Source organism: Corallococcus sp. CA049B, assembly GCF_003611685.1.
Classification (GTDB): domain Bacteria; phylum Myxococcota; class Myxococcia; order Myxococcales; family Myxococcaceae; genus Corallococcus; species Corallococcus coralloides.
In genome coordinates this window covers 1-11340 of the sequence record NZ_RAWC01000265.1, presented here as the reverse complement: position 1 = coordinate 11340, position 11340 = coordinate 1, and the positions used below count along the sequence as shown (strand labels likewise).

The 11340-nt window shown below is 69.7% G+C and carries 8 protein-coding genes; 3 read left to right on the top strand and 5 right to left on the bottom strand.

Annotated features, from left to right (window positions below):
- Positions 1–215 precede the first annotated feature (215 nt).
- A complete protein-coding gene (locus D7W82_RS34980) occupies positions 216–1691 on the bottom strand; it encodes a pentapeptide repeat-containing protein (RefSeq protein WP_171427703.1) in 1476 nt (491 codons plus the stop codon).
- Between the two features lie 44 nt (positions 1692–1735).
- Between D7W82_RS34980 and D7W82_RS34975 the strand changes: the two genes are divergently transcribed.
- Both D7W82_RS34975 and D7W82_RS34970 read left to right on the top strand, forming a co-directional pair.
- Entirely contained in the window at positions 1736–2698 is a 963-nt protein-coding gene (locus tag D7W82_RS34975) for an RluA family pseudouridine synthase (protein WP_120622453.1), read from the top strand.
- Between the two features lie 31 nt (positions 2699–2729).
- A complete protein-coding gene (locus D7W82_RS34970; protein WP_120622452.1) occupies positions 2730–5303 on the top strand; it encodes a penicillin-binding protein 1A in 2574 nt (857 codons plus the stop codon).
- 31 nt (positions 5304–5334) lie between these two features.
- Here the strand turns inward: D7W82_RS34970 and pyrF are convergent, their stop codons facing one another.
- The 4 genes from pyrF to D7W82_RS34950 all read right to left on the bottom strand — a co-directional run bounded on the left by pyrF (position 5335) and on the right by D7W82_RS34950 (position 10532).
- Positions 5335–6189 carry an orotidine-5'-phosphate decarboxylase gene (gene pyrF, locus D7W82_RS34965; RefSeq protein WP_120622451.1) on the bottom strand — a complete coding sequence of 285 codons (855 nt, stop codon included), beginning with the start codon at positions 6187–6189 and terminating at the stop codon, positions 5335–5337.
- 13 nt (positions 6190–6202) lie between these two features.
- Positions 6203–6964, bottom strand: coding sequence for an SDR family NAD(P)-dependent oxidoreductase (locus tag D7W82_RS34960; protein ID WP_120622450.1), 762 nt, complete (start codon positions 6962–6964; stop codon positions 6203–6205).
- Between the two features lie 159 nt (positions 6965–7123).
- Positions 7124–8938 (bottom strand): hypothetical protein, encoded by a 1815-nt coding sequence (locus tag D7W82_RS34955; protein WP_120622449.1) that lies wholly within the window; start codon positions 8936–8938, stop codon positions 7124–7126.
- Between the two features lie 94 nt (positions 8939–9032).
- Positions 9033–10532 (bottom strand): arylsulfatase, encoded by a 1500-nt coding sequence (locus tag D7W82_RS34950; protein WP_120622448.1) that lies wholly within the window; start codon positions 10530–10532, stop codon positions 9033–9035.
- A gap of 172 nt (positions 10533–10704) precedes the next feature.
- Between D7W82_RS34950 and D7W82_RS34945 the strand changes: the two genes are divergently transcribed.
- The coding region (locus D7W82_RS34945) for a hypothetical protein (RefSeq protein ID WP_120622447.1) at positions 10705–11340 on the top strand (636 nt) is incomplete at its 3' end.

Genomic DNA, 11340 nt, shown 5'->3' with positions numbered 1-11340 from the left:
TATCCCGCCCGCCGCACCCTCGCTCGCGGTGCCCGCGCCGCGTGCCCTGAAGGTAGGGAGCCGGGCGCGGGATGAAGGCCTCCCCCGGGGATGAGAGAGGCACGGCCTGCTGCACACAGGCGGCGCAGGACATGAAAAGGCCCGGCGGGATGCGCACAGGGGCGCTCCGGCCGGGCCTCCACTGCTTCAGCTCCCGCGGCGCGGGAGGCGGGGTGCTACGCCTCCGGCGACTGGACGATGAGCTTCTCCTTGCCGCACACGTCGCACCGCACGTGCACGAACAGGTCGTCGTCGCTCTCCTCGGGCACCTCGCCCTCGGGCACGCCCAGCTCCGCCTTGCCCAGCGCCGGCACCTTGGCCGGGATGTCCTGCGCCTTGAGCGACTGCACGTAGGTCATCTCGCGCTCGTGGCACTCGCGCACCTCCGGGCCGGACAGCCACTGCGGCTCCATGCCCTCCGGCAGCCGGCTGAGCAACTCCAGGTTGGACACGGACTCCGCCAGGTACGCCAGGCGGCGCAGCCGCGCCTCCTCCGGCAGGGCCGCGAACACCTGGAAGCCCTCCAAGAGCGCCTGCCGGTCCTCGCCCGTGGCCGCGTTCGCCAGCTCCAGCGACGCGTCCGCGGACTCCAGCGCCTCGTCCCAGTTGTTCTCCGGGTTGAAGCCCGCCTCCAGGAGCGACGTGTACAGCTGCGCGGCCGCCAGCCGGCGGCGCACCTCGTGCACGTGCTCCACCACCTCGTGCGTCAAACGCAGCTCCAGCAGCGCCCCCGTGGTGCGGGGATCCACGGAGCCCGTGAGGTCGTCCACCTCCACCTCGGTGCGCAGCTCCGCCTTGAGCTGCTTCGCCGCGGCGAAGCGGAACAGGGGCAGCACGCCCACCTCGCGCAGGTACACCGCCGCGACGTTGGCCTCCTTGCCGCCCATGCGCAGCGCCTTCTGCGCGCGCTCCACCGCGCCGGGGTCCGCCGCGGGCTTCTTGTTCTCCAGCCGCGTCTTCACCGCCTCGCGGTAGAGCGTCTCCAGGGAGCTGCCCGGCGGCAGCCGCTGGGGCAGCAGCGGACGCAGGCCCGGCACGTCCAGCACCCAGAGCGGGGGCGCGCCCACGCGCTTGAGGGCGCGGAAGAAGAGCGAGCCCGGCGGATCCTGCGGCCGGAACGGGGGCAGCTCGTCCGGGTGCGGGGACGCCGCGCCGTCCATCGCGCCGCCCGCGTGCGTCTGGCCGAGCATCTTCTCACGCTGCTCACGGGTGAACGCCGTGATGCCCTGCACCGGCGGGGGCGGCGGCGGCGGGGCCTCCTCGCCGTCCAGGCCCGTCACGCGGTCCATGTCCACGTCGTCCATCTCCAGGTCTTCCAGACCCCTGGCACCCGTGAAGTCACAGCGTAGGAGCTTGAGCTTTTCGAAGACACAGCCTTCCAGGTTGGCGCCCCGGAAGTCGCAGTCCTGGAGGCGGCCCCCGTGGAAGTAGGCGTTCGTGAGGTCCGTGTCCCGGAAGTTCATCTTCGACAGGTCACAGCGCTCCCACTCGGAGCCCACCAGCTCCAGTCCGGAGAGGTCGGCGTTGGCGGAGAACAGCTGCGTGAACGTGGCGCCCGTCTGGCCGGTGGGCGCCTGACCGGACTTGCGCAGCTTGTTCCATTCGGCGGAACCGTTCTGGAGCAGCTTCTCGATAGTTGGGGCTTTCGGCATGGACCGCGAATTATTCGTGTGGTCTGGTCCAGGCGCCAGCACAAATGATCGAGTACCGAATCGAAGCCGACACCGTCGGGATGCGGCTGGACAAGCACCTGCGCAAGCGGATGCCCAACGTCCCCGTCAGCCACCTCTTCAAGATGATCCGCACCAAGAAGGTGCGGGTGAATGGCAAGCGCGCGCAGCCAGAGCAGTTGCTTGTCGAAGGAGACGTGCTCACCATCCGCGGCACCGAAGAGCAGCTCACCCTCGCGGAGCGTCCGAAATCGGACCGTCCGCCCCCCCCGCCGCCACCGGTAGACCCCTCCCGGCTGGTCATCCTGTTGGAAGACGACTGGCTCATGGCCGTGGACAAGCCCAGCGGAATGGCCGTCCATACCGGCAGCGGCATCACCGGGGGCACCCTGGTGGACTACGTCCGGGCCTACCTGGGCCCCAAGGCGACCCGCAACGACTTCACCGCCTCACCCGCCCACCGCCTGGACCGGGAGACCTCCGGCGTCATCCTGGTGGCCAAGCGCCGCCCGGCGATGGTGCATTTCACGGAAATCTTCACCCACGGCCACCCGAAGAAGCGCTACCTGACCCTGGTGAAGGGGAAGATGCCCAGGGATTCCGGGGTCATCGACCTGCCGCTCGCCGAGCACCAGCAGACGGCCGAATCCAAGGCCCGTCGGGGAGTGAACATGCAGGAGGCCGTCACCCGCTGGAAGGTCGTGCGCCAGTCGAGCGAGGCAGCCCTCCTCTCCTGCACCATCGAGACCGGGCGCACGCATCAGATAAGAAGGCACCTGGTCGCCGTGGGCCACCCGGTGGCGGGTGACAAGAAGTACGGAGACTTCGCCTTCAACCGCGACGTGCGGGCGCGCTGGGGGCTCAAACGTCTGTTCCTGCATGCCGAGCGCATCGAATTTCCGCACCCCGAGGATGACAGGAAGGTCGTCGTGGAGACCCCCATGCCATCCGAATTGAAGGACGTGCTGAAGCGGGCGGCGCTCCTCTAAGCCTTGAGCCCAGGACTCGACACAAACACGCATGGCCGACCCGAAGATTGACCGCAGCCGCTCCAAGCTGGTGCTCGACGGCGTTCCGCCCAAGCGCAACTTCCTCGTGCGCTTGATGAAGCTCGCCGCCGTGCTGGGCCTCATGGGCGCCACCGCGGGCGTGCTCGCCGTCGTGGGCGCCTACTACGTCTTCTCCGACGGGCTGCCCGCCATCCCGAAGGTGGACGAGTACTGGCCGCCCATCGTCACGGAGGTCTACACCGACGACGCGGTGCTCGCGGGCGAGTTCTACAACGAGCGGCGCAAGGTGGTGCCCTACGAGCGCATCCCCAAGCGGCTCGTCCAGGCGTTCATCGCCAGCGAGGACTCCAGCTTCTTCGACCACTTCGGCGTGGACGTGCTGGGCACCACGCGCGCCGTCTCCAAGACGGTGATGACGAAGCTGGGGCTGCGCGCCGGCGGCGTGCAGGGCGGCTCCACGCTCACGCAGCAGACCGCGAAGGCGGTCCTCATCTCCGCGGAGGGCTACAAGGAGGCCACCGCGAAGACGCCCAAGCGCAAGATTCGCGAGGCCATCCTCGCCTTCCGCCTGGAGCAGGCGCTGACGAAGGAGGAGATCCTCTACCTCTACCTGAACAACGTCTTCCTCGGGCACCACAGCTACGGCGTGCAGAGCGCGGCGGAGAACTACTACCGCAAGGACGTGCGCGACCTGACGCTGGGGGAGATGACGCTCATCGCGGGCCTGCCCCAGGCCCCCAGCCGCTACTCGCCCTTCCTGCGCCCGGAGGCCGCGAAGAAGCGCCGCACCTACGTGCTGGGCCGCATGCTGACGGAGGGCATGATCTCCAAGGCCGAGCACGACCAGGCCAACGCGGAGCCGGTGAAGGTGTACCCGGTGGAGGACGTCTTCCACGAGTTCGCCCCGTACTTCGTGGAGCAGGTGCGCAAGGACGTGGTGGACCGCTACGGCAACCCCGTGCTGCTGAAGGAGGGCCTCAAGGTCTTCACCACCATGGACAGCGAGCGTCAGCGCGCGGCGCAGGACTCCGTGCTGGACGGCCTGATGTCCGTGGACAAGCGCCAGGGCTGGCGCGGCCCGGTGATGCAGCTGGCCACCGAGCCTGAGCGCAGCGCCTTCATCGCCAAGGCGAAGAAGGCCATGGGCAAGGAGGAACTCGTCGAGAACCGCCTCTACGTGGGCGTCGTCACCCGCATCGACGAGGACGGCAAGGGCGCGGACGTGCAGGTGGGGCCGCACCAGGGACGCCTGCCGCTGTTGGGCATGCGCTGGGCGCGCAAGGTGAACCCGGAGAGCTACTACCCGGCGAGCATGATCACCTCCGTCAAGAAGGCCGTGGCGGTGGGTGACGTCGTCGTCCTTCGCCACGTGGTGAAGAAGGAGCTCACGGACGACAAGGAGCAGTGGGACAAGAAGCTGGCGGAGGACATCCCGGAGGAGGGCGTGAAGCTCTTCCGGCTGGAGCAGACGCCGGAGGCGCAGAGCGCGCTGGTCTCCATCGACCCGCATCGCCAGTACCTCACCGCGATGGTGGGCGGCTACGACTTCGACGACAACGAGTTCAACCGCGCGTTCCAGGCGTGCCGTCAGCCGGGCTCGTCCTTCAAGCCGTTCGTGTACTCGGCGGCGCTGGAGCAGCTGAACTGGACGGAGGCCACCGTCATCGTGGACTCGCCCATCGTGGAGCACGACCCGGACAACAAGGTGTCGTGGAAGCCGGCCAACTACAGCGAGGAGTTCGTGGGTGACGTGCTGCTGCGCACGGCGCTGGTGAACTCCATGAACATCCCCGCGGTGAAGACGTTCGGCGCGGTGGGCGTGCACAACATGGCGGATTGGTCCAAGAAGCTGGGCCTGACGACGCCCATGAACATGGACTTCTCCGCGGCGCTGGGGTCGTCCTGCGTGTACCCGTTCGACCTCGCTTCCGCGTACGCGACCTTCAACCGCTACGGCCGCAAGAAGCCCACGTACTTCATCCGCAAGGTGGAGGACCGCTTCGGCCGCACGCTGGAGGACCATACGGCGTTCGACGACGCGTGGGCCCCGCTGCAGGACCGCGTGGCCGCGGGCTACGCGCGCCTCTTCGAGCCGGGCGAGCAGGTGATGAGCGCGGAGACGGGCTTCATCCTCACGCACCTCTTGCGCGGCGTGGTGCTCCAGGGCACCGGCGGTCCCGCGCAGAGGCTGGGCAAGCCGGCGGCGGGCAAGACGGGCACGACGAACGACTCCTTCGACGCGTGGTTCGCGGCCTACACCAAGGACCTGGTGACGGTGGCGTGGGTGGGCTACGACCTGAACCCGCACCCGCTGGGCCGCTATGAGACGGGTGGCCGCGCGGCGCTGCCCATCTGGCTCAACTACATGAAGCGCGCGCTGGAGGGCCGGCCCCAGTCGGAGTTCTACCCCTGGCAGTCCATGCAGCTGGCGCGGCTCTACATCGACAAGAAGACGGGCAAGGTGTCCAGCCCCGGCGCCAAGGGCGCGGAGCTGATGTTCTTCAAGAAGGGCACCGAGCCGAAGGAGGCCGTGCCCGACAAGAACCAGGTCGGCGTGGACCAGTTCATGATGGGCGCGCAGTAGCCCGCGCGCCGCATCTCAAAAGCAGTGCCCTTCAGGCGCCTTCGCGGAACGCACGCGAGGGCGCCTGATGTGCTTCCAGGGCCTTCTTCAGCGCGGCCACGTCCGGCCCCGCTTCCAGCACGGAGCGCGCGGCGGTGGGCAGCACCTGCCGCTCGCGGCCGGAGAAGAGCTTGGGCAGGTCATTGAAGCCCGCGCCCTGCGAGCCGATGCCCGGCGTGAGCAGCAGCGCGCCGCCCAACCGCTCCACCACGTCGCGGTCGGCCGGGGGCAGGGTGGCGCCCATCACCGCGCCCGCGGGCAGCACGCCGGGGCCGGCCTTCTCGTTCAGCTCGCGCAGGCCGTCCGCCACCGCCTGGGCCACGGTGCGGCCATCGCCGCCCACGGCGTTCTGCACGGGCACGCCCTCCGGGTTGGATGAGCGCACGACGATGAAGGCGCAGGCCCCGTGGGCCCGCGCGCGCTCCACCGTCTTCGCCAGCGCGCCCAGGCCCAGGTACGCGGTGAAGGTGGCGGCGTCCACGTCGTACGCGCTGCCCTGGCCGAACAGCGACTCCGCGTAGGCGTCCATGGTGGACCCGATGTCGCCGCGCTTCACGTCCAGCAGTGTGAGGGTGCCCGCGGCGCGGAAGCGCTGGAGCACGCGCTGGAGCACGACGAGCCCTTCGGGGCCGTGGCGCTCGAAGAAGGCGCTCTGGGGCTTCACCACCGCGAGCGCCTCACCGGCCGCGTCGGCCAGTCGCTCACAGAAGTCGGACAGGCCCTGCACCGTGTCCGGCAGGTTCCAACGGCCGAGCACGTCGCGGGACGGATCCAGGCCCAGGCAGAAGGGGGAGCGCTCGTCGGCGAGCTTCGCGAAGCGCTGCGCGAAGGACGGGGTCGTCGTCATGGGCGGCCTCCGCTCACTTCAACCGGCGCGCGGTGGCGTCGAACAGCGGGTTGGGCAGGACCTTCAGGACGCGCATGGGCGTGGACAGCTGCCAGGGGAAGCTCACCTCCGCGGCGCCCGTGAAGATGGCGCGGCCCATGCGCTCCACCGCGTCCTCGGTCTCCATGAGGAAGGGCATGGGGAAGGTGTTCTTCGCGGTGAGCTCGCTCTTCACGAAGCCCGGGTAGACGCACGTCACCTGGACGCCGGTGCCCTTCAGGTCCACGCGCAGGCTCTCCAGGAAGGTGGCGAGGAAGGCCTTGGACGCGGAGTAGGCGGCGTGGCCCGCGAGCCCCCGCATCCCCGCGAGGCTGGACACGCCGACGATGTGGCCCCGGCGGCGCTCCACCATCCGCGGCAGCACCGCGCACAGCGTGGCGGCGGCGCCGGTGACGTTGGTGTCGATGATGGAGCGCGTGCGCTCCCAGTCCATGCGCTTGCCGTGCGTGGGGCCGCCGATGCCGGCGTTGGCCACCACCAGGTCCAGCCCGCCGCACTCCGCGTCGATGGCGCGGATGCGCTCCTGGGAGGGCTCCACGGCGCTGACGTCCATGACGACGGGCTCCACCGCGGCGCCCGCGGCCTGCGCCTCCGCGGAGAGGGCCTGCAAGTGCGTCAGCCGCCGGCCCGTCGCGAAGACGCGCACGCCGTGCTTCGCCAGCCACAGGGCCAGTCCACGTCCCAGGCCGCTCGAGGCGCCAGTCACCAGCGCCGTCCGGTAGGTCATCTCCGCCATGCCGTCCTCCGAAAGGTGTAGCAGCGGCCCGCCTTGTCGCACGGTTGCGCGTCCGAGGGCACGCAAAACACCTTCCCCCCACCCGAGGACGAGGCGCTGCCGCCAACGCGTTGACACCCTGACGGGTGCTCCTGGGCGCGGTGGCGGCCTCCGTGAGGTCTACCGGAACGGGGGCACCGGCTGGCGCTTGAACCACTCCGTCGCCTTCAGCAGGTGCAGGTCGTGCTTGCCGGGCCGCAGCTCGATGCCGCCCGTCACCGCGCCCAGCGACGCCAGCAGGGCGCCCGTGATGTTGCCCTGCACGAGGTCCAGGTGGCCTTCCAGCGAGAAGCCCTCGCCCTTCGCCTTCAGCTCGCGCAGCTGGAGTCCGCGCTCGTCGATCTGCACCTGCCCCGTCACCTCCACCTTGGGGATGTTGAGCAGGGACGTGAGGAAGCCGGGCAGCTTCTTGGACGAGGTGATCAGCGCGACGATGGGCTGCGTGTCGGTGAGCTGGCTCACGAAGCGCGCCTTCAGCACCGTGGGGGACAGGGAGAGGCTGGCGCGCGGCAGGGTGAAGTTCCCGCTCCAGGCGCGGATGGGCACGTTGCCGTTGGAGGACACGTCTCTCAGCCGCAGCGTCGTCCCGCTCAGGCCCAGCTCCGTCATGTCCCAGGACAGCTGACGCGCATCCACCTCCACCTCCGCGCGCAGGAGGACCTTGTTGGGCCCCATGCGTCCGGAGATGAGGTCCGTGTCCATGCGCAGCTCCAGCGCGTTGCGCGCCTTCGCGCCCTTGGAGTGCTCCTCGCTGCGCACCGTCACGTGACCGGAGTCGATTTCCAGCGTCTGGCCCAGCCACGGATTGAGCACGCGCAGGTCCAGGGGCTGGCTCTTCGCCACGCGCAGCGCGGGCTTCAGCTCCAGGCCGGGCTGACCTTCGCGCCGCCGGGCCTGCACGGTGAGGGTGACCTCCGGCACCTCCAGGTCGTGGCCCTTGGGGCCCGACACGTGCACGGGCGCGAAGGCCAGCCGCAGCTGGCCTGACGGCTGTCCCTTCGGCTCCGCGTCCATGGACGCCTGGAGGCTCCACGGAGCCCGGACGCGCATGGGCCCGGCCCTCAAATCCAGCGCCTCACCGGAGGCCTTGAGCTGGCTGCCCGGCTCCAGCGTGTTGCGCTCCATGCGCACGTCCAGGTCCATCCGGCCCGCGCCGCCGCGCAGCGACACGGGGGCGCTCGCGCCCAGCAGGTCGTTGAGCCAGTCCAGGGGCAGCACGTCGATGCGCGTCTTCACCTGGCCGCCCAGGGCCTTGGACAGGTCGTAGCCCTTGCCGGCCCGGAAGGGCGCGTCGAGCCGGGCGCGCGAGTCGAGCGACTCCAGCCGCGCCACGCGCTTGCCGTCCACTTCGATGAAGCCCTCGGTCACGCGCACCGACGGCAGGTCCACCTGGAGCCGTTCGCGGGACTGGAGGTTCAGCATGCCGGTGACGTCCAGCGCGCCCGCGAAGCGCACGCGGCTGAAGTCCAGCTCGCGCACGTCGTGCAGCGTGACGTCCTTCAGGTGGATGACCCAGGGCTTGCTGTTCGGGTCGGACGGTTCTGCCGGCGCGCCGGACGGCTCCAGGTGGAAGCTGGCGCCGTGCCCGTTGATGCCGTCCACGTCCACGCGCTTGCGCAACAGGCCCGTGAGCGACATGCCCGCCTCCAACTCGTCCACCTCCACCTTCCACCAGACGTCCGAGTCCTGCTGGGTGAGGGTGAAGCCCTTCAGGTGGAGCCGGCCCACGGGATACAGCCACCACGCGCGCTGCCACGTCAGCCGCGTGCGGTCCGTCGCGCGGCCCATGATGGCCTGGGTGACGCCCGTGTTGAGCGCGACGTTGATGGCGACCTCCAGCACCGCCACCGCCACCAGGGCCCACAGGGCGACGCGGCGCCGGCGCCGGTTGCGAAGGGCTGCGTCCTGCACGTCCGGGGAAGGGGAGACGGTCATGTCGCGAGGTTCCGGGAAGGGACCCTGGATGCCTCATGCTCCCGGCACGCACAAGGCGTGTTTCCTCGCGACGATGGATGGGAGACACCGCCCGTCAGTGGACGGGGGCGGCGCCGTTCTCCAGCTTCGCCATCACCTGGTCGATGGAGAAGCTGGCCGGGTGCTGGCGCGAGGGGAACTCCTGGAAGGTGGCCAGGAAACGGCCCACCAGGGCCTGCGCGGGCACCAGGACGAAGGCGCGGTCCACCATCCAGGCGGAGTAGCCGACGGAGTCCATGGCGCGCTCCAGCGGATCCGCGCGCAGGTCGATGATGAGCGGGACGCGGCGGCTGCTGAAGGGATGCGCCCACACCTCGATGCCCTTGGCGGTCTGCTCCTCGAAGACGAGCTTGAAGCGCCTGTAGCGCATGGCGACCAGCTCACCGTCGTCGCCGAAGTAGAAGAACTCCTCGCGCCTGGACTCCGGGGACTGGCCGGACAGCAGCGCCGTCTGGTCGTAGCCGTCCAGGTGGACCTTGAAGTGCTTGTCGCCCGCGTCATGGCCGTCGAGCACCTTCCGCACGATGTCCGGCTCGCCCGCGGCGGAGACCAGCGTGGGCAGCCAGTCCTCGGAGGAGAACAGCTCGTTGATCTGCGTGCCGGGCTTCACGACGCCGGGCCAGCGCACGAGGCACGGGGCCCGGAACGCGCCCTCCCAGTTGGTGTCCTTCTCGCCGCGGAAGGGCGTCACGCCGCCGTCAGGCCACATGCTCGTCATCGCGCCGTTGTCGGTGGTGTAGACGACGATGGTGTCGTCCGCGATGCCCAGCTGGTCCAGCTTGTCGAGCAGCCGGCCCACGTGCCCGTCGTGCTCCACCATGCCGTCCGGGAAGAGCCCGAAGCCCGTCTTGCCCTGGGACTCCTTCCTCAAATGCGTGTGGATGTGCATGCGGGTGGTGTTGAACCAGACGAAGAAGGGCTTCTGCTCCTGCTGCGCGCGGTCGATGAAGTCCAGGGTCGCGCCCAGGAACTCCTCGTCCACGGTCTCCATGCGCTTCTTGTTGAGCGGGCCGGTGTCCTGCACGCTCTGCCCGCCCTCGCCGTCCGCCTTGCTCTTGAGCACGCCGCGCGGACCGAAGCGCTGCCGGAACGCGGGGTCCTTGGGGTAGTCCACGTTCTCCGGCTCCTCCTCGGCGTTGAGGTGGTAGAGGTTGCCAAAGAACTCGTCGAAGCCGTGCACGGTGGGCAGGAACTCGTCGCGGTCGCCCAGGTGGTTCTTGCCGAACTGGCCGGTGACGTAGCCCAGGGGCTTCACGAGGTCCGCGATGGTGGGGTCCTCTGGCTGGAGGCCCACCTTCGCGCCCGGCATGCCGACCTTGGTGAGGCCGGTGCGGAAGGGGCACTGCCCGGTGATGAAGGCCGCGCGGCCGGCGGTGCAGCTCTGCTGGGCGTAGTAGTCGGTGAAGAGCGCGCCCTCCTTCGCCAGCCGGTCGATGTTCGGCGTGCGGTAGCCCATGACGCCCAGGTTGTAGGCGCTGAGGTTCCAGTAGCCGATGTCGTCTCCGAAGATGACCAGGATGTTGGGCTGCTTCTTCTTCGCGGACTTCGTCGCCATTCGGGCACGCTCCGGTGTCTGTGGTTGCGCGTAGGGATGGGGACGCGGCGGGCGAGGGACAACCCGCAGGGGAGCGGCGTGGCGGGCGGAGGGCGTGGCTGGATGTCATTGCCCGGGTGTCCCCGGGTTCGCATCCTCCCGGGGAACCCCCTGTGGAAGGACGGGTGTGCCGATGGGAATCGCGGGCCGTACGGGACCCATCGATGCGCTGCGCAACCTGACGTTGTCGCTGCAGCGCAGGGTGGCGACGGAGATCGCGACCGGCGTGGTGCGCGGCACGGCGGACGGGCTCCGCGAGGAGGTACCCGACGGCCACGGCCAGCTGGACACCCTGCTCCAGGATCTGCTCACGGTGCTGGGCCGCATGGCCCACGAGGCCGCCGAGCGTGAGCCTGGCGCATCTGCGGACGCGACCGAGGTGCTGGCGGGTGCGGCGATGGAGGGGGCGCTGAAGGCGTTGGAGAAGGAGTGGAATGACGGGGGCCTGCCGCTCCACGGCTTCATGGTGAGGCTCAACCACGTCTTCGACGAAGTGGTGATGTTCGCGCATTCGCGCACGGATGAGATCCGCACGCCGGGCGAGCGCGCCCAGGTGATGGCCCGGGGCGTGGTGAAGGCGGCCACGGAGCAGCTGCATGACTCCCTTCCGGCCATCCTGGAGGACGCGCGCGGCGTGGTCCCATTGGGGGAGGAGGTGGCCTCGAAGGTGGGCCGGGGGCTGGTGTCGGGCGTCGAGTCCACCTTGCGCGAGGACTCCACCTGGCTGTTGGGGTTGGTGGAGCAGGCAGGGCAGGGGGTGGTGCGAGGG

What these genes read in the sequence shown, in the direction of transcription:
- pyrF (WP_120622451.1), bottom strand. Translation starts at nt 6,189, where the DNA reads ATGACGACGACCCCGTCCTTCGCGCAGCGCTTCGCGAAGCTCGCCGAC.
- D7W82_RS34955 (WP_120622449.1), bottom strand. Translation starts at nt 8,938, where the DNA reads ATGACCGTCTCCCCTTCCCCGGACGTGCAGGACGCAGCCCTTCGCAAC.
- D7W82_RS34960 (WP_120622450.1), bottom strand. Translation starts at nt 6,964, where the DNA reads ATGGCGGAGATGACCTACCGGACGGCGCTGGTGACTGGCGCCTCGAGC.
- D7W82_RS34975 (WP_120622453.1), top strand. Translation starts at nt 1,736, where the DNA reads ATGATCGAGTACCGAATCGAAGCCGACACCGTCGGGATGCGGCTGGAC.
- D7W82_RS34950 (WP_120622448.1), bottom strand. Translation starts at nt 10,532, where the DNA reads ATGGCGACGAAGTCCGCGAAGAAGAAGCAGCCCAACATCCTGGTCATC.
- D7W82_RS34970 (WP_120622452.1), top strand. Translation starts at nt 2,730, where the DNA reads ATGGCCGACCCGAAGATTGACCGCAGCCGCTCCAAGCTGGTGCTCGAC.
- D7W82_RS34980 (WP_171427703.1), bottom strand. Translation starts at nt 1,691, where the DNA reads ATGCCGAAAGCCCCAACTATCGAGAAGCTGCTCCAGAACGGTTCCGCC.